General features: G+C 48.9%; 19 protein-coding genes. 5 read left to right on the forward strand and 14 right to left on the reverse strand.

The window, feature by feature from the left end:
- Positions 1 to 32 precede the first annotated feature (32 nt).
- From KTH90_RS03720 to KTH90_RS03740, 5 genes are all read right to left on the reverse strand, one after another.
- Positions 33 to 692: a hypothetical protein gene (locus KTH90_RS03720; protein ID WP_158349772.1), complete on the reverse strand. Its 660-nt coding sequence runs from the start codon at positions 690 to 692 to the stop codon at positions 33 to 35.
- Positions 693 to 706: 14 nt separating this feature from the next.
- On the reverse strand, positions 707 to 1,429 hold the full coding sequence (locus KTH90_RS03725) for a DUF5058 family protein (protein WP_158349773.1): 723 nt from the start codon (positions 1,427 to 1,429) through the stop codon (positions 707 to 709).
- 55 nt (positions 1,430 to 1,484) lie between these two features.
- Entirely contained in the window at positions 1,485 to 4,931 is a 3,447-nt protein-coding gene (locus tag KTH90_RS03730) for an ATP-binding protein (RefSeq protein ID WP_238726258.1), read from the reverse strand.
- A gap of 679 nt (positions 4,932 to 5,610) precedes the next feature.
- Positions 5,611 to 6,060 (reverse strand): YaiI/YqxD family protein, encoded by a 450-nt coding sequence (locus tag KTH90_RS03735; protein WP_158349775.1) that lies wholly within the window; start codon positions 6,058 to 6,060, stop codon positions 5,611 to 5,613.
- 95 nt (positions 6,061 to 6,155) lie between these two features.
- Positions 6,156 to 7,790 carry a Na/Pi cotransporter family protein gene (locus tag KTH90_RS03740; protein ID WP_158349776.1) on the reverse strand — a complete coding sequence of 545 codons (1,635 nt, stop codon included), beginning with the start codon at positions 7,788 to 7,790 and terminating at the stop codon, positions 6,156 to 6,158.
- 404 nt (positions 7,791 to 8,194) lie between these two features.
- On the opposite strand from KTH90_RS03740, the gene KTH90_RS03745 reads away from it, so the two are divergent.
- The gene (locus tag KTH90_RS03745; protein WP_238726259.1) at positions 8,195 to 9,388 is read left to right on the forward strand and encodes a DUF6179 domain-containing protein; all 1,194 of its coding nucleotides are present in this window, start codon (positions 8,195 to 8,197) and stop codon (positions 9,386 to 9,388) included.
- On the opposite strand, the gene ybaK is transcribed toward KTH90_RS03745, so the two are convergent.
- From ybaK to KTH90_RS03760, 3 genes are all read right to left on the reverse strand, one after another.
- Positions 9,375 to 9,848: a Cys-tRNA(Pro) deacylase gene (ybaK, locus tag KTH90_RS03750; protein WP_238726260.1), complete on the reverse strand. Its 474-nt coding sequence runs from the start codon at positions 9,846 to 9,848 to the stop codon at positions 9,375 to 9,377. The genes KTH90_RS03745 and ybaK overlap by 14 nt on opposite strands.
- Before the next feature lie 16 nt (positions 9,849 to 9,864).
- The gene (locus tag KTH90_RS03755; protein ID WP_238726261.1) at positions 9,865 to 11,268 is read right to left on the reverse strand and encodes an MATE family efflux transporter; all 1,404 of its coding nucleotides are present in this window, start codon (positions 11,266 to 11,268) and stop codon (positions 9,865 to 9,867) included.
- Between the two features lie 213 nt (positions 11,269 to 11,481).
- On the reverse strand, positions 11,482 to 12,345 hold the full coding sequence (locus tag KTH90_RS03760) for a DegV family protein (protein WP_158349780.1): 864 nt from the start codon (positions 12,343 to 12,345) through the stop codon (positions 11,482 to 11,484).
- Between the two features lie 275 nt (positions 12,346 to 12,620).
- Here KTH90_RS03760 and KTH90_RS03765 point away from each other — a divergent pair, with 275 nt between their 5' ends.
- A complete protein-coding gene (locus KTH90_RS03765; protein ID WP_238726262.1) occupies positions 12,621 to 13,736 on the forward strand; it encodes an iron-containing alcohol dehydrogenase in 1,116 nt (371 codons plus the stop codon).
- A gap of 52 nt (positions 13,737 to 13,788) precedes the next feature.
- Here the strand turns inward: KTH90_RS03765 and KTH90_RS03770 are convergent, their stop codons facing one another.
- Positions 13,789 to 14,832, reverse strand: coding sequence for a ribonucleotide-diphosphate reductase subunit beta (locus KTH90_RS03770; protein ID WP_238726263.1), 1,044 nt, complete (start codon positions 14,830 to 14,832; stop codon positions 13,789 to 13,791).
- 46 nt (positions 14,833 to 14,878) lie between these two features.
- Positions 14,879 to 17,410 (reverse strand): ribonucleoside-diphosphate reductase subunit alpha, encoded by a 2,532-nt coding sequence (locus tag KTH90_RS03775; protein ID WP_158349783.1) that lies wholly within the window; start codon positions 17,408 to 17,410, stop codon positions 14,879 to 14,881.
- A gap of 733 nt (positions 17,411 to 18,143) precedes the next feature.
- Between KTH90_RS03775 and KTH90_RS03780 the strand changes: the two genes are divergently transcribed.
- Both KTH90_RS03780 and KTH90_RS03785 read left to right on the forward strand, forming a co-directional pair.
- Positions 18,144 to 18,662 (forward strand): transcription repressor NadR, encoded by a 519-nt coding sequence (locus tag KTH90_RS03780; protein ID WP_158349784.1) that lies wholly within the window; start codon positions 18,144 to 18,146, stop codon positions 18,660 to 18,662.
- A gap of 69 nt (positions 18,663 to 18,731) precedes the next feature.
- The gene (locus KTH90_RS03785) at positions 18,732 to 19,799 is read left to right on the forward strand and encodes a PTS transporter subunit IIC (RefSeq protein ID WP_158349785.1); all 1,068 of its coding nucleotides are present in this window, start codon (positions 18,732 to 18,734) and stop codon (positions 19,797 to 19,799) included.
- 185 nt (positions 19,800 to 19,984) lie between these two features.
- Here KTH90_RS03785 and KTH90_RS03790 read toward each other — a convergent pair whose 3' ends face one another.
- The gene (locus tag KTH90_RS03790) at positions 19,985 to 20,257 is read right to left on the reverse strand and encodes a hypothetical protein (protein ID WP_158349786.1); all 273 of its coding nucleotides are present in this window, start codon (positions 20,255 to 20,257) and stop codon (positions 19,985 to 19,987) included.
- Between the two features lie 291 nt (positions 20,258 to 20,548).
- Here KTH90_RS03790 and KTH90_RS03795 point away from each other — a divergent pair, with 291 nt between their 5' ends.
- Positions 20,549 to 21,658: a DUF362 domain-containing protein gene (locus KTH90_RS03795; RefSeq protein WP_238726264.1), complete on the forward strand. Its 1,110-nt coding sequence runs from the start codon at positions 20,549 to 20,551 to the stop codon at positions 21,656 to 21,658.
- 17 nt (positions 21,659 to 21,675) lie between these two features.
- Here the strand turns inward: KTH90_RS03795 and KTH90_RS03800 are convergent, their stop codons facing one another.
- The 3 genes from KTH90_RS03800 to KTH90_RS03810 all read right to left on the reverse strand — a co-directional run bounded on the left by KTH90_RS03800 (position 21,676) and on the right by KTH90_RS03810 (position 24,427).
- Entirely contained in the window at positions 21,676 to 22,671 is a 996-nt protein-coding gene (locus KTH90_RS03800; RefSeq protein WP_158349788.1) for a sugar phosphate isomerase/epimerase family protein, read from the reverse strand.
- Positions 22,672 to 22,753: 82 nt separating this feature from the next.
- Positions 22,754 to 23,203 carry an RbsD/FucU family protein gene (locus KTH90_RS03805; protein ID WP_238726265.1) on the reverse strand — a complete coding sequence of 150 codons (450 nt, stop codon included), beginning with the start codon at positions 23,201 to 23,203 and terminating at the stop codon, positions 22,754 to 22,756.
- Between the two features lie 120 nt (positions 23,204 to 23,323).
- Positions 23,324 to 24,427, reverse strand: a complete 1,104-nt coding sequence (locus KTH90_RS03810; RefSeq protein ID WP_238726266.1) for a substrate-binding domain-containing protein — start codon at positions 24,425 to 24,427, stop codon at positions 23,324 to 23,326.
- Positions 24,428 to 24,485 lie beyond the last annotated feature (58 nt).

Raw genomic sequence — 24,485 nt, forward strand, 5'->3', positions numbered from 1 at the left:
CATCCTTCTTTCTCTTAAAAACTATTTTTAAGTTAAATCAGATTCTTTTTGTAGAGAATCCTGGCCGCGCCGATGGAGATCAGCGCCCCTACTGGAACCAGTACGCCCACAGAACTGGCAAGTGACGGTACCAGCAGGAACAGGATGACCATAAACACCAAAGGAGCGATGGAAATCTTCCAGTTCTTGCTCACATAAACTACCGCCAGACCGCCGAACAGAGCCGGCAGGATATTGTCAAAAGCCGGTTTCAGACCCGGAGAATTCAAAATCGGCGCCAACTGCGCCAGCAGGAACACACCCGCTGCGATGATCAGCGTGGTAACGATGGAGGATGTAGCGATAGCGATAGTCGATACGATCTCCCCCTCCTCGCTTCCGGGTTTGACTTTGGCGTTCTCCATGGCATTCAAAGCACAGGGGACCTTCAGGTTCGTAAGGTTTCCGGTCACGAAGCCCAGATAGGAACCGGCGGTTCCCAGCATCGGGATATAAGTCACCACTTCGATCGCGCCCACGGTCCAGAAGATCGGGGCTACACCCAGGAGACCTTTCAAAACCGGAGTGAATCCAGGCCAGGCGTCATATCGTACACAGATGGCCAGTGGTACGCACAGGATCACTACCGCTGCGGTCCAGATCCATAATTTTCCATAAAAATGTGTCTGTTCATCATATGCTCTTGTTTTCATATTTTCCTCCAATCTTATATAATCCACGGTGTGATCACGCAGGCAAATGCCATCGCTCCCAGCATACTGACAGGAAGCGCGTAATTCTCAAGCCATTTCATCCGGAACTTCTTCACGCACAGTCCGCAGATTCCCATAAGCAGCGAGGAAAACAGCAGGACAAAGATCGGGATCCATCCTGCCAGCCCGTTTCGGATATCGGAAAACACCATACCCAGGAAAGCGGATATCATTCCAAGGAACAGCGCGGTTGAGAAAATATCACTCCAGCGGCTGTCTTTATTTTTCATGGATACCAGCCCTTTTTGGATTTTCCTGATTAACAGCGGAACCAGGATGATACTGGGCATGATTCCAAGAGTCATAACCCAGGCAATGGCCGAAAACACCTTAGGGTCTGTAATGGTCTCCGCTAAGGACAGGCCGAATACGGTGGCCGTCGAAGTGGCCGCCGGAAGTTCGTATGTAATCGCACCTACTACACTGAGCCTTACCCAGGGAAGCGGCAGGCCCAGGAACTTTGACAGTGTCACCACCCCCAGCAGGATCGACACCGCCGGAGCTATGGTAAAGACCGCCGTCGATACGATGATCTTACGGATCTGCTTCATATCCATACCGATCTCTTTGGCCCGTCTTAAGCCTCTTACCAGGAAAAATACCGACTGGGCAATGACGAACAGAATAACAAGCGCAGCCAGCACAAATAAAAAGCTGCTGTTTGGATTAAAATTCATTAGTTTTCCTCCCTCTTTTTGAACGCATTCTTTTTTCCGCGCTCTTCTCTTTACTTCAGATCATTCTATTCCGGCCGCTTTCTGACTGCTTGCGACACTGAAAGCACTCCGCCAGTAATTCACACAGCTTAGACATTACGATGGGTTTTGACATATGGCCGTTCATCCCGCTTTCCATGGATTTCTTCGTATCCTCATCAAAGGCGTTGGCCGTCATGGCCACGATCGGTATCGTCCTGGAATCCGCTTTCCCAAGTGTCCGGATCAGCTTCGTCGCCTCCAGCCCGTCCATAACCGGCATGCGGATATCCATCAGGACCGCATCGAAATAATACGGCGGATTCTTCTCGAACTGCTCCACCGCTTCTCTTCCGTCTCCTGCGGTAACGACCTGGAAACCATTCATCTGAAGCAGCTCCACTGCAATTTCCATATTTAATTCATTATCCTCAGCCAGAAGGATGCGCCTGCCGGTAAAATCGTATTCTTTTTCCAACGGCACCTGTGCCTGCGCCTCTGCTCTTTCTATCTTACTGCCATATGGCATAGAGAGGGTAAAATAAAACTCCGATCCCTTTCCGGGTTCACTGGCGACCTCCAGGATGCCACCCATCATCTGTACCAGGCGCTGTGAAATGGATAGTCCCAGGCCGGTTCCGCCATAGCGGGATGCGGTTATGGCGCCTGCCTGCTCAAAGGAATTAAAGATCCTGCCCTGCGCCTCCCTGCTGATTCCGATTCCGGTATCTTTCACGGAAAATTGTAACATAACCTGCTGATCGGATTCTTCCAGAACCCGGATTCTTACACTCACCCGGCCTTCTGCCTTTGTAAATTTCAATGCATTTCCCACAATATTAACCAGAACCTGATTCAGCCGCAGCCCGTCGGCCAGGACATGCCGGTCACTGCTGAATTCATTGATCACGCTGAAGTCAATCTGTTTTTGATCTGCCTGCGTACGCATCAGATCCTCCAGCTCGCCGATCAGCCTGTTCAGATCGGTATTTTCAAAATTCAGTTCCATCTTCCCGCTCTCGATCCGGGACATGTCCAGAATGTCATTGATCAGCGTCAGCAGATATTCGTTGGCCGATTCGATCTTGTTCAGGCAGTCCATGGCCTTTTCCTTGTCATCCAGCACAGCTTTGGCGATCGTCGTCATCCCCCCTATGGCATTCATAGGGGTTCGGATCTCATGGGACATTCTGGAGAGGAAATCTGTTTTCGCCTGGCTCACCGCATCCGCTCTCGCCTTCATAATAAAGGAAAATATGATTTTCCCCATTTCCTTAACCAGCCGCCGCTGCTCGATGGACCATTCGCATTCCGTTTTCCATACCTCGAAAGACAAAGCGCCCGCATAGAGCCCACGGCTCCAGATACCCGCGTGCAGACAGGCCCCGTGTTTCTCTTCCCCCGTCAGGTATTCCTGGCTGATCCCCTCCTCATCATACCGGCTGCTAATGGCATCTATTTCTTCCTGATTCAGATAGAATCTGCGCTCCATATCCAGATTCTGCTGCTCTCTGGCCCACTGGTAGGTGTACCGGTAGCTCAGATAATCATGATCCACCTCCAGCACCGTTACCCGGTCAAAGCCATAAGTTTTCCCGATCCTGGCCAGCAGCAGAAAAATGGCATCGTCCAGATTTCTGGCCTTTCCAAGGAGCTCCAACGCAAAGGAGGTCAGGTTCTCTTCCTTTTGACCGGTAGGCCGTTTGATTTCATTGATAAAATGTTTTTCCGTATATAGTTGGGTCAGAACCGTGCCGAGCTCGTTGGATGTGTCCAGATAACAGGCCGCTTTCCCTTTTCCGTTATTTTTTACATATTTCAGGGTGCTTTCCGCGCACCGGTAAAGAGCGCTGTATTCATCCACCACTGCGGTTACACACATTCCGATACTGACGGACACTTTTATATTCTTCTCAGAACTGCCGAACAGATTCGAAATCAATCCGGCAATCCGCGGGCCTAAGATGGTCGCCCGAGCCTTATCACAGTTCTTGACGAACAGCATGAACTCATCCCCGCCCAGCCGGATCTGAATATCTTCTTCTCCTGTCTCAGCCAGAATGATCCTGGCTGCCTCCTGCAGAATCGCGTCCGCAAAAACATTTCCCTCCGCTTTATTAATATCCTGGAAATTATCCATGTCCAGCAGCATCAAACCGCAGACCTCATCCGGACTCTTTTGTTCCATATATTTTTTTACCATCCGGATACCGGCTTCCTTCGTATACAGTCCGGTCAGCACATCTCTGGATTTTGCCTCCTCCAGCGCGAATTCCTTCTCTTTCTCCGACTGGATATTGCTGATCTTCCCGACGATTACCCGGTCATTCTGTTCGTTACAGACCGGTGTCACCGTTATCCTCGCCCAGACATACTCCGGACTTCCGACATAAGGCACCATCTGGACCTCCAGACTGGATACCGCCGTTCTGCAGAACAGATCCCGGACCTTTTTCAGATACGGCTCTTTTATCAGCGTGTTGACTACCTTTCCCAGGAAATTCGGAATACTCCGCTCCATCTCATGCTTATGTTCCCCGATCTCCAGGGTCCCAAATGCTTTATATATATCCGTAGCCGGATCATATTCAAAAATAATAGTAGGCGCACTCTCAATCGCGATTCGGAATCGTTTACGTTCCTGATCAAGGGCCAGTTCCAGCCGTTTCTTATCCGTAATATCAATCAGGATGTGCTGGAGGATCAGCTGGTCTGTTCCCTCCCGGATCAGTTCGGTGGTGCTGTATACCCAGACCATTTCATCTTTGCTTCTATGTATCCGGTATTCACCGGTATATCGGTCCCCATGCTGCTTTAACCTGCTGATCTGTTCATATACGGCAGGTCTGTCCTGTTCATCAATTTTATCGCAGTAACTCCGGATATCCATGGAAGCAAATTTTTCGGGAGTATCAACTCCGAGAATCTGAACCGCCTCATGATTCGCCGTCACATATTTCAGGCCGTCAGCTTCTACCCGATACCGGATGATACCACACATGATAGAATCATAGATGCTGTCCAGCAGCTCCTTTTGCTCACGAATCTTAAGGTTCGCTTCCTCCATCTCCGTCACGTCCAGATAGATGCTGTTGATGATCGTCTCCCCATCATCACTAATTACCTTCCGGCCGCTGTCAATGATCCATTTCAGGCTTTTATCCTTGCAGGCCACCCGATATTTGATCGCGTAATCCACACTGCCGTCTTTAAATGCATCCACACACTCCTGCAGCACCCGCGGAAGATCCGGAGGATATACCGCTCCCACAGCCGTCCCGCCAGTCACATCCAGGAACTCGTCTTTTGTATAGCCAAATAGATTGCACAGTTCATCGCTCACATAGAGATAAGAATACATCTCATCGTCCCGGCTGATCTTCAGTCCTCCCTGGATCGCGTCCAGGACTACCTGCATCTGATGTTCCCGCTGTTTGAGCTCCTCATACGCCTGACGCTGCAAATCTTTTTCGTGATTTTCCATATATATCCTTTCTTGAATTCCGCAAAATACCGTACTCCCGTCCGCCGCCTGGCCTTGCATACTTGGTCAGGTCCGCCTTCTCCACATACTCAAAACCATATCGTCCGTCATTTCTCTTATTACTTTGCTGACCTTCATCTTCCTAGTCCTCCCTGCCATTGTCCTTTGATCATGTGCTTCGTAATATTTCGTTTCTAAAATATTAATAGTTTTTTTGGTATTTTTTATATAAAATTTATATAGCCGTCACAGATTATACACAATATCCTTATATACTAGGTCTCATACAAGCGAAAGCTTTTCAGATAAATCCCTCTTTCTCCCGGACCGGTGCAAACTGGTCCGTTTTTTTTATGCAATCAGGAAATAAGCGCGGAGCAGAGTTTCGTTAGTAAAACTTCTTTATAATTTTTCCTAAATAAATATAATCATGTTATAAATTAAAAAAAGACTTAATATGACATATACACATAGTACCACATACAAGGCTCTTTTTCACTAGATTTGTTCTAATTTAGCTATGACTTTTTAAACTGTTTTTTCTTAATCAGCATACGGTTCCGCCCTAACGATTTTTCATTTCATAGGAACATTTTCCTATAAAATAAAAAGAAAATGTGCCATATATTGCACACAGCACATTTTTTAGTCTGGGTTTTATAATCCATGTATTCGTGCATCAGGTATCAGCCAGCTGATCCAGTAACCGTATCAGCGATTCCGCAAAATGTTCATCGTCTTCCCCCGAACGCTTCGAGGGACCCTTTAGATGATTTTTACGTGACGCCCTTCTTGCCTGCTTCGCCAGATGCCGCTCCATCAGCATCGCGTCAATGTTTTCGTTGGTATACCACTTTCCACTCTGATGGATGGGATGCGCTCCTTTGCCCAGTGCCATCACTGCTACCCCATAGTCCTGCGTCACTACCACATCACCCCGGTCCGTTTTCTGGATCAAAGCAAAATCCACGGCATCCGCCCCCTGATCGATCACAAATACCTCCGCCGTCTTTGACTGTATCACATGGCTGGTATCACACAATATCCAGACAGGAATTCCCCTTTTTCCTGCTATCCTCTCCGTAATCCCCACGACCGGACAGGCATCCGCGTCAATCAATATCTTCATTCCGGCTCCTCCGCACACTCTCCCCCTTTTCCAATGGGGGCACTTACTTATGAATTATTATATCATGCCCCGCTGATTAAGGATAGAGCAAAACCCTATCCTCTGTTTTCTCCCAATTCCTGCCCGATATTCAGAATATGATCACCGATCCGTTCAAAGTCCGTGAGCATCTCCGAGTAAAGAATACAGGCTTCGTCAGAACAGACACCCGACTGCATTCGGACGATCTGGTTAGAGCGGTAGAGCATCGTCATATCGTCTATTTTCTGTTCCGCCGCGGCGATGCTGGTGATATCATCCACATCAGTGGCCTCCATGCAGTCCAGAAGGTCGATAGATTTCAGACAGATATCCCGCATCGCGGTGATCTCCTCCCTGGCCTGGTCGGAAAAGCCTATCTGTTTCTCTTCCAGCCGCTTCGTGTATTCACAGATATTCATGGCGTGGTCTCCGATTCGCTCCACATTTCCAGCGATCTTAAAAAAAGCGCTGACTTTGGCCGAATCTTCCGGGTTCGCTTCATATGTGATGATGTGGGAGATGTATTTAGAAATCTCTTTGTTCAGATAATCTATGTACTCCTCATTCTCTTCCACTTTTTTCAGTCTCTTCGAATTTCCATCCAGAACTGCCTGAAAACTCAAGCTGACATTTTCTCTGGCCATACCGATCATCCTTCTGAGTTCCTTACAGATACCGTTGATCACAATGGCGGAAGTCCCGATCTGGTATTCCCTGGCCCCATCCACCGGTTTGATAAATAAGAGGCGCTGTTCCCCGTCCTCTCCCTGTTCCTTGTCCGGAAGTATGCGGGATGCCAGTTTTGCCATCCCTGTTCCGAATGGAATGAGCAACAGAGTGGTCACAATATTAAACAGTGTGTGCATGTTGGCAATCTGCGCCGCCGGATTGGAAGGCGTCAGAGACTGAATCAGGGCGGTCAGCGGCAGTGTCATACAGACGACAGTAAAGACCACCGTTCCGATAATGTTGAACATCAGGTGGATGATCGTGGTTCTCTTCGCGTTCCGATTGGTCCCGATCGCCGCCAATACAGCAGTGATACAGGTGCCGATATTTTGCCCGAACAGCACGTAAACCGCGCTGGGCAGGCCGATCAGCCCGCTGGTGGCCAATGCCTGCAGGATTCCGACCGAAGCGGAGGATGACTGGATAATCGCGGTAAAAAGCATACCTGCCAGAATACCCAGAACCGGATTGGAAAACCTGGTCATCAGCTGTACGAATGCTTCCGAATCCCGAAGCGGCATCATCGCCCCGCTCATCATATCCATTCCTATAAATAAAATCCCCAGTCCGGCAACGATCATGCCGTAAGACTGAAGCTTAGGTTTCTTGATGAACACCACCAGCGCTACGCCGATAAAAGCAATCAGAGGCGCCAGAACTCCTATGTCCAAAGCAATCAACTGTCCGGTGATTGTCGTTCCGATATTTGCTCCCATAATAATCCAGACTGCCTGTCGCAGAGTCATCATGCCCGAATTGACAAACCCTACCACCATAACCGTAGTAGCTGAGGAGGACTGGATCACCGCAGTGATTCCCGCTCCCACCAGAACTCCCAGAAAACGGTTCGACGTCAGACGCTCCAGAATCCGCTTCATCCGGTTACCGGCCGCGGCCTCAAGCCCGGAACTCATCATCTGCATTCCATACAGGAACAGCGCCAGACCTCCCAACAGTCCTAAAAAATCCGTAATCTTCATTCTCTATCTCCCTTTCGTATGTACCTGGCATATCTTTACGCATATAAATCCGTCGTAATTGTAAGGGGAGAATTAGAATTACGCAATGGCTTTCCAAATACCTTAACAAAAAATTTATTTCATGAATAAATGAGAATAAAAAAGAGAAAAACAACTTTTATATGTTTTTCTCTCTTAACTGTGTCTATCATACCACAAAAATGCTATTTTTTCAAGTCTTGTAGTAGCCAAGGCTCTGCTGTATAACTATAGATACTATGATCCTTCCAGCACAGGTTCCCTGCGGTAAAAGCAGGATACAGAAGAATCCGATTCCATATCATTAAAAAATCATAAAGAATTGAAGCTATTAAAAAATCGAAACTATTAAAGAATGAAAGCTATTAAGATTGGAGGATCCGACTATGGAATTCACTTTGGAAGAACTGCTTCCCCTGCTGCAAAAGCGTGTCCGGAAATATACCAGCAATGACAGTACCTCCGTTCCCTATGAGACTGCACGGGAAATACTATCCTCAATTCTATACTGCATCGCTGCGTACGACCGGCATCTTCAAAGTACCGGCCATGCGCTGTCCACTGAGGACGTCCCGGCCGCGGAAATATGCTTTCAGCAGGGACTTGCGCTGGAAAAAGAAAAATTAAAAAGCGCAAAAATCCTTCTGGCCAGGCTTCAGAAGCACCGTCTTCCCATCCCTATGGGCGCTTATCAGGATACCCTGATGAAAGGGATTCCTGAATTTTTCCCTTTCTATGATGTGGATTATAAAGCTTCTCTGGACGGCGGAACCATCGATTATCCGCTCCTTGTTCCACAAGCACCGGACCTCTCCGGAATCGACCTAATCTATGATTATCTGAAACACCTGCAGGCCGAAGAGACTTTTCTTGGCTGCTTTTCTCTGCGCGCGGTCCGGACTCTTCTGCGAAATTATGCGGCTGACTATCAGCAGCTGCTGCTCAACATCTGCAGTCTGGTATTCCCGGTCTCTCTCTCCTGTGTATTGCTGAATCTTCCCGTCCATAACCTAGTGTTGACACAAGAAGATGTAAATCATCTGCAGACCCTTCTGAACTCTATCGATCCGAAGGCCATGAAACTTAAGCTTCAGGATAGTCTTCAGACACTTTTTCAAATTCTGAACCTGTCGGATCCGTTGACACAGTCCTATCTGTCTGAAGCACTGCCCTCCCTTTTCAGGGATATGCGATGTTATGCCCGGGAAAACCGTCTGCGCATACTGCTCCCCACCGCAGGCTCCTACAGCCCTGCTGCCTCCTCAGATAATTACAAAGACGGCCGGAAGATGGATGACAGGAAGCTGCGGGCTCTCATCGAAGAAATGCAGACCTGCCGTTATCTGGAGGATAAACTGCAGATAGTCAAAACTCAGGTGGGCAGCTTAAGCGATCTGAAAGAACTGCTGAAAGAATGCTTTTGGGAAGATGAATATCCTTCCGTATTCGCACTCCTAAGCGACGCCGAAAAAGAATATCTGCGCCAGGATATCTTACAGAGACAGGCCGATAACGCTTCCTCTGATTCCTGGGAACAGGCCTTTCTCGACACAGAAATATCCCCTGCTACACAATCGTGAGATCCGCCACCCTCGCCCCGACAAAACCCATCAGATCCTGCGGCGCCAGTATCACCTGCATTCCGCGTACCCCTGCGCTGACTGCGATTTCATCGTAGAGTTCCGCTGTCTCATCCAGCCACACGGGATATTTTTTCTTCATGCCGACCGGGGAACAGCCTCCGCGGATATAGCCGGTCGTGGGCAGCAATTCTTTCATCGGAAGCATCTCTACTTTTTTCTCTCCCGCTGCGTCAGCCGCTTTCTTCAGATCTACTTCTTCCGCAACCGGGATACAGCAGACAAAGGGGCCAAGTTTTGCCCCCCGCAGGACCAGCGTCTTAAATACCTGTTCACAGGGCTGCCCCAGTTGTCTGGCTACATGGACACCGGAGAGGTCAGATTCATCCACCTCGTATTCCGCCGTTCTGAACGGAATGCCTGCTTTTTCCAGCAGTCTGATCACATTCGTCTTCGTCATAATATCCTCCCTTGTGTTATTCTGCCAGTTCAGCACTCACATCAGAATCATCCGCAGGAGTTTCCTCTCTCTCCTGTATCAGCATTTTCCGTTTCCAGATACCACTCAGATAAAAGCCCAGGGACAATACGGTTCCGATTACCCAGCCGATCGGCCAGGACAGCCAGATACCGGTACTGCCCATGGAAAACCCCAGAGCCATGACATAAGAAAGGACCACTCTGAGAATAAGATCTGAGAACGTGGCTACCATAAAAGGCGCCATCGCTCCGGCCCCGCGCAGGACGCCGTCCGCCATTAATTTCAAAGAAATCACAAAATAAAATGGAGATACAATCCTCAAAAACCGGGTTCCTTCCTGAATGACCGCTGATACGTCCTCTTTGCTGGACAGAAAAACCCGTATCATCGCCGGGCTGAATACAAAGTAGGCGATAAAAAACGGAACACAGATCAGGAGAATCATACGTACTCCCGCCCGGAACCCTTTCTGCACCCGTTCGCTTTTCATCGCTCCCATATTTTGAGCTGTGAAACTGGACAGGCCGTTGGCCATAGTCGTAAAGGATGTTATCGCGAAGGTATTCAGCTTTACCACTGCAGAGTAAGAAGCCATTACCGTGGACCCATAACCGTTGACCAGCCTCTGGACAAACAGATTTCCGATGGAAATAAAACTCTGCTGCAGAATACTTGGAACAGCTACGATACTGATGCGGCCAAGCATCCGAAAACTGTAGACCGGAAACGCCTGACTTGTCTTTATTTTCCTCAAGCGCCGGATCAGGGTCAGGATCGCCAGCAGGGAAGCCACCCCCTGGCAAAGAAATGTGGCCCACGCTACCCCAGCCACATCCATACGGAAGCTGATCACGAAGATCAGGTCAAATACAATGTTGCTCACCGATGATCCGATCAAAAAATATAAAGGTGTCCTGGAATCGCCCAGAGCGGTAAAAACCCCTGTGCATATGTTGTATAAAAACAGGAACAAAAGCCCCCATATGTATATCCTCAGGTACAGTGCCCCGTCCCCGAAGACGTCGGCCGGTGTGTCCAGCATCCGCATCAACGGATTGCAATACACCGTTCCCGCAACGGTCAGGATCAGGCTGAGGGCCACCACCGACAGGATGGACGTATACACAGCCGTTTTCATATCTTCATATTTCTTCGCGCCAAAATACTGGGAAATGATCACGGAACTCCCGATATTGGCTCCGGTAGCGATAGCTATAAATATCATGGTAATCGGATAAGATGCCCCCACCGCGGCCAGTGCGCCGACACCTACGAACTTCCCCGCCACCACACTGTCCACGATACTGTACATCTGCTGAAAAATCACGCTGAACAAAAGCGGAAGAGAAAAACTCCACAAAATCTTTCCGGGTGCCCCCTGTGTCATATCTTTTACCATATCACTCCTGCCTTCCTCACATAAATTCACCGTTCCCTATCATAGCACATTCAGCGGAAAAATCAATCAATTAGAGTATCACATGAGAAACCTATCCGTCTGCTGCGGGCTGCACGATCGGTATCTTCCTGTGGACTAAAAAATGATGATGCCGGTCATTTCCGCCCGAACACCATCATTTTCATAATTTCCACTATAAATATAATCCTAACCTTAACGGTAATTCCCCATAAAGAACAGAGCCACCGTCCCGGGACCGGAATGAGCGCCGATCGTCGGTCCAACAGTATTGATCAGGAACGACTGTATCCCGAAGCGCTCCTTAACCAGCCGCGCCACAAATTCAGCATCCGTAAGACAATCCCCATGGCTGATAAAAATAGTATCATTTTCATAATTTCCAACCTGTTTTTCCATATTATCAACCAGCGTGGTCAGCGACTTTTTACGCCCCCGCACTTTAGAGACAGGAACCAGGTGTCCTTCATCATCCACATGCAGAACCGGTTTAATATTCACCATCGTCCCAAACACGGCTGCCGCCTTGGAAACCCGGCCGCCACGATAGAGATGATTCAGATCGTCAACCGTAAAGTTATGGCACAGATGCAGTTTATTCTCTTCCAGCCAATCTGTAATCTCAGCCAGAGATTTTCCCTCTTTTTTCAGGCATACCGCTTTGTGGACCAGCAGCCCTTCACCCAGGGACGCGCACAGAGAATCCACGACCACGATCCGCCGGTCGGGAAAATCTTCCTGCAGCTCTTCCGCAGCGATCCTGCAGCTGTTATAGCTGCCGCTTAAACCGGATGAAAAGGAAATATGCAGAATATCTTTTCCTTCCTTCAGATACTTTGTGAACTTTTCTTTCGCCATATCCGGGTTAATCTGCGCCGTAGTCGGCATGGATCCATTTCTCATTCTCTGATAGAATTCGGACGCTGACAGCTGATTTTCACGCTCGTAGGTCTCCCCGTCTATTGTATAGGATAAAAACAATATGTCCAGATCATTTTCACTAATATAACTATCCGGCAAATCCGACGTATTGTCCGTTGTAATAATAAATTCACTCATCTTCTCATACCTCCCTGTCATTTATTCTGACACAATCATACCATGATTTTCTATCGGACGCAAATAAAAGATGCGCAGTAAAAGGGGACATGTCCATTCCGGTTTGGGACAGGTACAAATCAATTTGTACCTGTCCCAAACCGGAATGGACATGTCCCCTTTTAATAAGTTAAACTGATGCAGGCTTAAAATATTTCTTGTAAATGTCTAAGGGATAGAGTACACTAATCATAGAAAATTTAATAAATGATCTGATTAAGAAAGAGGGGATGTGTATGAACTGCTTCTCTGTCCGGCCCAATATTTTATATTTTGATCATTTTGATGAATTTACCAGAAAGTTTTTGATCGGCCCTAAGGATCTGCTGATCACAAATCAGAAGATCTCGGATACCTGGTTCCGGGAAAAAATCAAAACTGCCGCACTTATTATACCCAGTGATTATTCTGAGGGTGAGCCTTCCGATCAGATGATAGAATACATTTATAATGATATTCTATATACGGCTTACGACCGGGTGATCGCGATCGGCGGCGGTTCCATCATGGATATCGCGAAACTTTTTTCTTTAAAGCAGATCACTCCGGCTCTGGATTTGTTTCAGAAATCAGTTCCGGCTGTACGAAGCCGCAACCTGATCCTGGTACCGACGACCTGCGGTACGGGCAGCGAAATCACCAACATTTCCAATCTGAACATGATCTCTTTACATACCAAGCTGGGCCTGACGGATGATTCCATGTATGCAGACTATGCCGTCCTGATCCCAGAGCTTCTGAAAACTCTTCCTTATTCTTACTTTGCGATCAGCTCGTTCGATGCTCTCTGTCATGGAGTGGAATCTTATCTCTCCCCGGCTGCGACTCCTTTTACGGAACTTTATTCTAAGAAAACGATCGATATGGTTTTGAGAGGGTACATGGATATTGCAGCTCATGGACCGGACAGCCGGTTCCAATCCCTGGATAACTATCTGCTGGCCGGAACATACGGCGGTATCGCGATCAGCAACGCCGGCTGCGGTCTGATTCATGCCCTTGCCCATCCGCTGGGGTCGCAGTTTCGGATTCCGCATGGCCAGGCGGTCCGCGCCTTGTTCACCACAGTTTTAAAATGTTATGAAAAATATGCCCCGGATTCTAAGCTTTGCATCCTTACCGGCTATCTGTCCGATCTGCTGTATTGTGCCCGTGAGGACGCCCTGGAGCGGCTGGAAGCCCTGATCCAGGCTGTCCTGCCGTTTCAGCCGCTGCATACCTATGGGGTAAGGCTGACGGATCTGCGTACTTACGCCCCCAATATTCAGAACCTGCAGCAAAAGCTCCTGAAAAACAGTCCCTATCAGCCAACGTTAAAGAATATAGATGAAATCTACCGGTCGGTGTATTGACCGGTAGATTTTTTGTTCAGGCAAGGAGTTTCACAGGTGCTGCGTTTTTTATTTATAGATCATCAACCAGAGCGCTACTTTTGGCATATGCCGTGCTGCGTGCTTCAAAAAAATCTGTTTTGATCAGGTTTGCGTTGGAGAACTGGCTGACCCAGTTCATGCTGGACGGTTCTGCATCGTGACCCTCGTATAGTTTTTCGAATCCCAGGTTCGTACAGCGCAGGTTGCCCAGATACTGAATGTAATCGGTGACCATAGCTTTCGTGAGTCCCTGGACTTCATCACCGATCGCATAATGTCCCCATCGAATCTCCTGCTCACAGCCTTCCCGGATCATCTCCCGGTATATCTTCACTTTTTCAGGAGTAAATAAGCTGGGTTCTTCCTTTTTGAGCTCCAGCAGAATATTGCGGAACAGCCACAGGTGTGTATTCTCGTCCCGGTTGATGTAGCGGATCTCCTGTACGGAACCGGGCATTCGGTTGTTTCGCCCCAGATTGTAGAAGAACATGAAGCCGCTGTAGAAATAGACGCCCTCCAGGATATAGTTGGCGACCGCGGTCTTTGCCAGCGTATATGGGCTCTGGTCTCTCTGGAATTCGTTGTAGAGATCGCCGATGAACGTATTTCTGGCCAGCAGATGCTCATCATTTTTCCACTGATAAAGCACCTCGTTTCTCTGCTGCGGTTCGCAGATGGTGTCTAACATATAGCTGTAGCTCTGAGAATGAACCGCTTCCTGGAACGTCTGGATGGAAAGGCATAGGTTCACTTCGTTGGCCGTGATGTATTCTCCGATCGAGGGAAGGTTGGCCGTCTGGATACTGTCCAGAAAAATCAGAAAAGACAGGATCTTATCGTAGGCCCTGCGCTCCGGTGCCGGAAGGCTCGGATATTCCTTCTTGTCCACTCCCAGATTGATCTCCTCGGGCACCCAGAAGTTATTCATAGCCTGCCGGTACCAGTCGCTGGCCCATGCGTATTTCATATTGTTAAAATCATTCAGATTCGTGGTGTTCCCGCCGATCATCCGGCGGTTTTGTACATCTATATCCCCCTGCGGGTTAAAGAGCGGTTTTTTCTTTAAATGCTGCATTGTTTTCCCCTTTCTGTTGTGATTGTATTTACTCTATCTGCAGGTATCAGGAGGAACAGGACTCACATTCTTCCACTTCCAGGCTCTTGGAACGGATGTAATAGATCGTCTTGACTCCCTCTTCCCAGGCCAGCAGATACAGATCCAGAACTTTGCGGAAAGTATAGTCATTGGTAATATAAAGATTCATGCTCTGCGCCTGGTCGATATGTCTCTGCCTGACCCCGCAGGCACGCACGGACCAGCTCTGGTCGATCAGATGGGCATTTTTATAGTACCAGTATGTCTGGGCGGACAGTTCCGGAGCCACCCGGGGTACCAGCCCGTTTTTCTTCTCTTCCAGGAAATACCGGTTCATGATCGGATCCAGCCCGGCTGTGGTTCCCGCGATCATACTGGTACTGCTGGTGGGCGCCACCGCCATCAGATATCCGTTCCGCATTCCATGGACGGCCACTTTGGACGCCAGTTCCCGCCATCGTCCGGAGCCATAGCCACGTTTGCTGAAATAAGCGCCGGTTTCCCAGTCACTGCCGGAAAAATATTCATATTTTCCTTTTTCCTCCGCGATTTCACAGCTGGCCTTAATCGCCGCGTAATTGATCTCCTCAAAAACCTTGTCCACGAATTCCAGATGCTGCCCGCTTTCCCACATGATTTTATTTTGTGCGAGCATATGATGATACCCGCTGATGCCAAGACCCACCGGCCGGTATCTGCGATTGGTGATTTTCGCGTAAGGCAGCGGATAGAAATTCAGGTCGATAACATTGTCAAGGGCACGGACTGCGCTGGCCGTGATCCGCTGCAGCTCTTCCGGATTTTTGACATCTATCCTGCCAAGAGACAAACTGGCCAGGTTACAGACCACAAAATCACCCGGTTTGGTCCTGGTCACGATCACCGTTTCCCCGTCTACCGTTTCCACCGTCTGATCGAGGCTTTCGATCCCGCTCATATTCTGAGCGATCTCCGTACAAAGATTACTGCAGTAGATGATGCCCCGATGGCCGTTGGGATTCGCCCTGTTTACGTGATCCCTGTTAAAGGTGAAGGGAGTCCCTGTCTCCACCGCGCTTTTAATAATCAGACGGATCACGTCTTTGACCGGTATCACCCGCTTCACAATCCGGCTGTCATGGACACATTCCCAGTACCTTCGCTCCCACTCCTCACCGTAGCTGTCCTCCAGCGCGTATCCCTTTGCCAAAAGGATATCGTGAGGACACATGAGATACCAGTCCGCATCTATGTTATCTTTCGCAAGCTTCCAGAACAAATCCGGATAACAGACAGCCGGGAACACATCATGAGCCTTCATCCGGTCATCTCCGTTGTTGGTTCTTAAGTTTAAGAACTCCGGCAGATCCCGGTGCCACGCATCCAGATAGACTGCCACAGCCCCCTGGCGCATCCCCAGCTGGTCTACCGCCACAGCCGTATCATTGGCCAGTTTGATCCATCGGATCACACCGCCGGCCACCCCGGGAAATCCCTGGATACTGCTGCCGCTGGCCCGGACCTTTCCAAAATAAAGTCCCATACCGCCGCCCAGCTTGCTGACCTTGGCAAAGTTATCGATGCTGCGGTAGATTCCCTCCAGGCTGTCCGGCACTGTGTCGATAAAGCAGGAAGAGAGCTGGTGAAAGGGCTTTCGCGCATTGGAAAGGGTAGGCGTCGCCATCGTCACCTGCAGCCGGCTCAGCATCTCATAAAAGCGCAAAACCCAGTCTCTTCTGCCCTGTTTCTCCGGTATCGCCAGATGCATGGCGATTCCCAAAAACATCTCCTGCGGCGTCTCCAGCGGAATATTCGACCGATCCTTAATCACATATCTCTTAAGCAGCAGTTCCAGCGCGGAGTACGTAAACAGGTGATCCCTGGCCGGTTCCATAAACTCTGCAAACTCCTCGATCTCCTCTCTGGAATACGTCTGCAGGATATAAGGGCCATACAGATTATTTTCTGTTAAATAGACCAGTTTCTCGTAGAAATTATGGATTCCCCTGTTCCCGCATTCTGTTCCGACCTGTTCCTGAAACAGCAGCATCCGGAATCTGGCGGCAATAAACTCCCAGTCCGGCGCTTCCTGGGTCGTCAGCTCCACCGCAGCCCGAAGCAGTGCATCCACGCTCTCCTTTTGTCCCATGCCCGGTTTATAAAACGCCAGAAACTTGGCCTGCAGATGAGCCAGTCCATATCCCTCATCCGGATAATCCCGCTGAATATCCCGCAGCGCATCCTGGATGCCCGGCAGTCCCTGTAAATACTCCGCCAGCTGATGCCGCGTCCTTCTCTTCTGCGCCCGCTCTTCCCGATAAAGGATATAGCTCTTCATGACCGGATAGTAATTCCGTTCCATCAGCGTCTTTTCCACCATATCCTGGATATCTTCCACATAGACAGCGATCCCGTCCCCGCACATCTGCCGTATTTTACTCTCTACCTGAGAAGTAATCCCATCCAGAGTCCGGTCATCCACCTGTTCCTCTACACTTGCAAACGCCGCATTCACCGCGTTTCTGATCTTCGCCGCACAGTATTCTTCTTTCGTACCGTCTCTTTTAATAATGTCCATTCTCCAAATCCTCATCTCTTCCAGCTTTACTATGTATTGTATGCACAGTTCAATATACCACAAGATATAGTATTCCTCAAGATCTATTTTCAAATTTTTATCAAATTGTACGAACCAAAATACTCTTCTATATTCAAAAGATCACCATCCATTTTCAAACCACTATCAGTTGAATTTTCTTACTCATCATAAAGTATCCATATCATCATGTGCAATTCCCGTCTTTCTCATTCCCTTATGGAAACTTTATGTTTCTTTAAGAAATTTTCTTTTTATTTTAGAAAACCGACATACTTTCAACACAATTACCCTTTATAATAGATTTCAGATAGTTGATTCACACACTCACTATCTCCCCCCCTCATAAAAAAATGGCGGATGTGCGAAAGCACATCCGTCGCCTATTTCCGGGAAAATTCAAAAACAATTTTCCCGAAACCGCCTGTTCCCGCATGGCAGACTCCTACTCCAGCCTGCCCCGGGAACAGGCATTTTTTTCGTCTTAACTGCCGAACGTTCCCCAAAGCGGGGAGGAACCCTGTAGGCGAGATGCGTACTCCTGTTTTCAGCGGCGGGCCGGGGCAACTGTCCTCTGGCTGGCCCTCCTCCAGCAGCCACGCACACAGATAAATTCTTGGAAAAATGCACAGCTTATGCTATAATGTCGACAGCATCATACAACAGTAAGGAATGTAATGTCGGCAGCATCATACAACAGAAAGGAATGGTGAGAATGGACGGCAACAAACGAAGGGCACAGATCATTGAACTGCTCTCCTTTGCAGAGGACCCCCTCCCCGGTGCCGCGCTGGCTAGAAAGCTGGGGGTCAGCCGGCAGGTAATCGTGCAGGATATCGCGCTGCTTCGCGCCACAAATAAAGACATCCTGTCAACAGCCAGGGGATACCTGCTGTATCAGCAGGAAAACACCAAAGCAAACCGCTGTTTTCTCGTATCCCACACGACGGTTCAGATCGAGGATGAATTAAATACCATTGTAGATCTGGGCGGCAAAGTCCTGGATGTGATTGTTACTCATCCGATCTACGGTATCATCAACGTGGATCTGCTGATTTCCAACCGCCGGGAGGTCGCAGAATTCGTGGAAAAGATTCGGACCAACCGGACAAAGCCTTTAAAAGAGCTGACAAACGATGTCCATTACCACACAGTAGAAGCAGATAACGAATATGTTCTGGATCAGATCCAAAATGCCCTGGCCTTAAAAAAATACTTGCACCCTTCTTCGTAGTGTGGTATTTTTATGCAATGAGGTGACAAGACACCTGTGTTTACAATTAAATTATGAGAGGGATTTAGAATGGAAAAGCTAAAGAAAATCTGTAACAGAATATTTATTGAAGGATTGTCCGGTATGGCTCAGGGGCTGTTTGCCACTTTATTAGTGGGGACCATACTGGAACAGATCGGAACTTTCATAGGGGGCAGCATCGGCACTTACATAATCGTAGTGGCCACCGTGGCGAAGAAGCTGACCGGTGCCGGCATCGGTATCGGTGTAGCCAGCAAGTTTAAACAGCCGCCGTTAGTCACCGTCTCCGCCGGAGTAGCCGGTATGATCGGCGCCTATGCCAAACAGATTATGGCGGGCTCCCTGCTGGTAGAGGGCACCTTCACACTGGCCGGTGTGGGAGAACCGCTCGGTTCCTTCGTTGCCGCATATCTGGCTGTCGAGGTCGCCGGTCTGGTCGCCAACAAAACAAAAGTAGATATTCTGGTCACACCCATTACCACCATAGCGGTTGGTTCCATCGTCGGTCTGTCGATCGGCGTACCTATCGCGGCATTTATGACCAAAGTGGGTGAGCTGATCAACTGGGGAGCCATGCAGCAGCCGTTCCTGGCCGGTATCATCGTATCCGTGCTGATGGGAATCGCCCTTACCCTGCCTATCAGTTCGGCCGCTATCGGCGTATCGCTGGGCCTTAGCGGGATCGCGGCGGGCGCCGCGGCCATCGGCTGCAGTGCCAATATGATCGGATTTGCCGTCGCCAGTTTCCGTGAGAACAAGATCGGCGGCCTGGTCGCCCAGGGTCTTGGAACTTCTATGCTGCAAATGCCGAATATCCTGCGCAAACCACTGATCTGGCTTCCGGCGATCATCTCCAGTGCGATACTAGGCCCTGTCTCCACCTGTCTGTTGCAGATGACCAACAATCCCACCGGTTCCGGTATGGGTACCTGCGGATTCGTTGGCCAGATCATGGGATATCAGACCATGATACAGGAAGGTGTCAGCAGCGGTATGGCACTGCTCCAGATCGGAGTTATGCATTTCCTGGCACCGGCGCTTCTGGCTTTGCTGATCTCTGAATTCATGCGTAAAATGAATTGGATCAAGGCCGGAGACATGAAACTGGATATCTAGCTGGATACCCTGCTTATGACTGTTTTATGTATCCCCTGAAACCAGTTTATGACACGCCGTTTAAGTACACCAAAGAGAGAAGCCTGGTGCAAGAGCCGTCTATATGGAATGAGTGGATAAGAAACATCCTCCCCTCAAAGCCGGTTCCTTGCGCCAGACCTCTCTGGTCCTTTGCAGTGAAAGTTTTATGCAATTCCCTGCTGCTCTTCCTCTTCTCTTTGGGGAATGATTTCTTTTTTTACTATATCCGTTACCTGATTGACACTCAATCCGGTCAGTTCCATAAAGTCACAGAGTTCATTCAACTCTTTATCTCTTTTTTCCCGCAGAAGAGCCGCATATTCCTGGTTCAAATCCACCAGCTTCCCCTTTTCCCTGTTGACTATCGCCTTCTGTTTTTCGATTGCTTCCTGCATCAGTGCGATTCGCTCTTCGACCGGTTTTTTCGTTCTGGCCATAATATTCCTCCTTCTGAAATATGCATTATTACATATTATAGTACGAGCCCTAGTAAAATATTCCAACTTCCTGTCCCATTCGGATAGATTACAGGATACCAAATATTACCACACAGTGATATAATATTTATATTATCCGGAATTATATCTTCTCCGCCTTGTTTCCCATTTAGAATCCGGGAAACAGATCGGGAAACAGATCTATAGCGATCTGAACAGATATCTCTTACTATCAAAAATAGCAGCTCTCACTAACAGCTGTAAGTGCTCATAAAAAAAAGGAGTAATCATATGGAAAAATCTAAAGTTTATTTTACGAACATGCGTACCCGAATGAACGTGAATCTTCAGGAAAAACTGGCACGTCTGATGAAAAAGGCCGGTATCGGTACAATCGATTTTAACCAGAAATACGTCGCTGTAAAGATGCATTTTGGCGAGCCGGGTAATCTGGCTTACTTGAGGCCTAATTATGCGAAAACTGTAGTTGATGTGATCCGGGAACTGGGTGGAAACCCCTTTCTGACCGACTGCAATACGCTCTATGTGGGCGGCCGTAAAAACGCGCTGGACCACATAGACGGCGCCTACACAAACGGCTTTTCTCCCTTTTCCACCGGATGCCATATCTTGATTGGAGATGGGCTTAAGGGTACCGATGATGTCCTGATTCCCGTGGCCGGCGGCGAGTATGTGACAGAAGCTAAAATCGGCCGTGCTATTATGGACGCGGATATCTTCATCTCTCTGACCCACTTTAAGGGTCATGAGCTTACCGGTTTCGGCGGTACTCTTAAAAATATAGGAATGGGCTGCGGTTCCCGGGCCGGCAAGATGGAGATGCACAGCGCTGGTAAGCCCTTTGTGGATCAGGAGCTGTGTGTCGGCTGCGGCTCCTGCAGCAAGGTCTGTGCACAGGATGCCATCACCATCTCATCCAAAAAAGCATCCATCGATCAGAACAAATGTGCCGGCTGCGGCCGCTGCATTGGCGTCTGTCCCCGTGACGCGGTAAACCCCGCCTCCGATGAATCTGAGGACATTCTGAACCGGAAGATCGCCGAATATACCAAGGCAGTCCTATCAGGCAGACCGAATTTCCATATCAGTCTGGTTGTAGATGTGGCTCCCTTCTGCGACTGTCATCCGGAAAATGATCTGTCCATCGTTCCTGATATCGGTATGTTCGCCTCTTTTGATCCGGTGGCTCTGGATGTGGCTTGTGCAGATGCGGTCAACGCGCAGCCGGTCATCAAAGGCAGCCTTCTGGCAGAATGTGATCACGAAGGGCACGATCATTTCGGTGCCGTCAGCCCCAACACGGATTGGCGCGTGGCCATTTCGCATGCGGTAAAGCTGGGGATCGGACAAGATACCTATGAGTTGATCGAAGTCTCATAAATAAGAAGAGACCGGTGTTATTTAAACAGACTCTCCCGAATCACTTTTGTCATCTCACAGGGATTGCCTTCATCGATCAGTTCGCCTAACCGATCGAATCCGATCCGGTCTATGGCCTCATCATATTTCTGCATGTTCAGGACACTTTGGCGGGTGGCCTCGTACTGGTTCTCACGGTAAGGGAAGATGTCTACGGAAATGAAACCGTCATAATCTGCTTTCCGCAGGGCGTAGAACATCTCAATGAACTCGGTCAGACGCAGGGCGCCTACCATCATGTCGTCATCCCACAGATTGTAATTGTCGTTGGCATGGATCATGAACAGTTTGTGATAGCGGGCGGCCACCTCGATGTTCTGGGCAACGCTTTGCTGTGCCTGAAATACATGGCCGGTGTCGATAGCGACACCTACATTGGGGCGGTCCACTTCCATGCAGACTAAAAGGGCAGTCATGGTGGTATCGATCAGGCAGCGGTTTCTGGGCTCTCTGATTTTTCCTTCCAGGGTCAGCCTGATGCCGGGGTTGTAGTCAGCCAGTTCACGGACATTGCCGATCAGATAATCCCACTGTTTCGTATAGTCTGTCTGAAGGGGATAGTCAAAGCCGTCCTGTCCCAGCCAGAGATTGACACTGGGGCTGCCTACCAGTCTGGCGTTGAAGTCTATGTTCTGTTTGCACAGATCCATGGCTTCTTTGCGTACTGCCGGGTCGGCAGCGGCTATGGACCCCTTCTGATATTTGCGCTCACCGAAGACCTGGGGAAGAACGGAGGATGCTACCAGATCAGATCTGGTTAGAATCTCATTTACCACTTCGGGATCAGCGTAGGGGCCGCTGGGGGCCTGATAGAGATCCGCACCAGACAATACCTGCATCTGCTCCAGACTTTTGATGACATCCGGGAATTCTACCTGATCCACTTTTGGATCCTTGTATCCGCATTTCATAAACCTGTCTGAAGTCTGCCCCAACGATCCGATAATTGCACTGTACTTTACCTTACTTGCCATATTACATTCCTCCTCAACTTTTTGTCTGTTTCTATTTTCCCATGAATTTGACTGCTTTATTTTTCCGGGAATTTGTCAGCTTTTATTTTCCTGAGAATTCTCCAATGACGCCTTTTTTCAGAATCATGCACGCGTAGAGCGCGTCTTCACTGGTTTGTACCGTCACAAAACTGTTTTTTGCTCTTTCATAGAACTCGAAGCGTTCCATCTGTTTCATTTCCTTATATGCCCCGCAAAAGTCGTTGGTCCGGATGATTCGGTCGTAGTCGCTCCAAATCGGAGGTGTCCCCTTGTATAATTCCCCGGGCGTCATCACATTGACCGGGTCTGGAACGAATACATCCAACGGCATCAGCGTTAGGATCGCTTCCAGGATCTCAGTGGCTTTGATTCCTTTTGTGTATACACAGCGTCTGGACATTGTATAGGAAGGAAAATTGATGTCTCCGATTACGATTTCATCTCCGTGTCCCATTTGCATCAATGCCAGCATCAGTTCTGGCGGAATTACTTCCGGAATATTTTTCAGCATAATATCCTCCATTTGCGCGTTTTTTTGCACATTTTACCGCCACAATTATTATTTGTTGTGTACACATACCGCAGTGGCTTGCGGTATGCGTACATGCTCCACACGGTAAGTATCATCAACTTATTTTACAGCATTTGCCCAATTGGTCTCATCGTCCACATTAGTGGAGTCGATTACATAGTGACCCTGAATCTGATCCTTCTCGACCGTTTCTCCGTTCACTGCCTGGATCGCCAGCTCGATTGCCTTTTTCCCCATGCCGATGGGATCCTGCGATATGGTTACGTCAATGCTTCCCTGGCGGATAGCTTCCAGCGCGTCGGCCACGCCGTCGATACCAACGATATAGATGTGTTCTTTATCACCGGCTGGTTTTAAAAGGCCCGATCCCTCAATTGCTTTGAGTGCACCAAGTGTACAGTCGTCATTGTGTCCATATACGGCATCGAATTCCGGCTGTGCCTGGATGATATTCTGCATAACGTTCAGAGATGTTTCCTGGTTAAAATCACCTGCCTGCTGTGCTACTACTTCGATATCCGGATATTTTTCTTCCAGCTGCTTATGAAAGCCTTCCCCACGGTCCCTGGTTGCCGATGCACCGGCCAATCCTTCGATTTCTACAACTTTGCCTTTGGGCTCACCGTATTTGTCCGTCAGGAACTCCGCGATTTTGTCAGCGGCGATGGCGCCCATAGCCACGTTATCCGTCGCAAGGAATGCGGTGTATCCGTCACTGGTGGACCCGCGGTCCGCGTAGATCAAAGGGATTCCTGCATCTACGGCTTTCTGCTGTGCGGTAACGATGGCGTCGCTGTCAATGGGATTACAGATAATGGCACTGGCTCCCTGGGAAATCAGGTCTTCGATCTGGGACGTCTGTTTCGCCGTATCATTGTCCGCATTGGTCTCCACAATCTTCACTCCATTTTCCTTGGCAGCTTCTTCCAGACCCAGTTTCATGGCTACAAAGAATTCGTTGGTGAGTGTTGATATACTGGTACCGATCGTTATGTCCCCTGCCGCCGGTGCCTGATCCCCTGCGGAATCTGCGTCCGGTGCAGCTGCCGGTTCTGCGGTTTTGGTCTCACCAGCTGCCGTACTGCCGGCTGTCCCCCCGGATGCCGCCGGTTCCTCTTTCTGTGTGCCGCAGGCGCTTAAAGCGGCCATAACCATGGTCATACTTACGAGAATTGCCAATACTTTACTAAAACTTCTTTTCATACTGCTACCTCCTTCTTCGGATTGCTCCAATACCTTCCTTGATAATTTGCATTTGCTT

The sequence above is a fragment of the Diplocloster modestus genome (assembly GCF_019042245.1).
Lineage (GTDB): Bacteria > Bacillota > Clostridia > Lachnospirales > Lachnospiraceae > Diplocloster > Diplocloster modestus.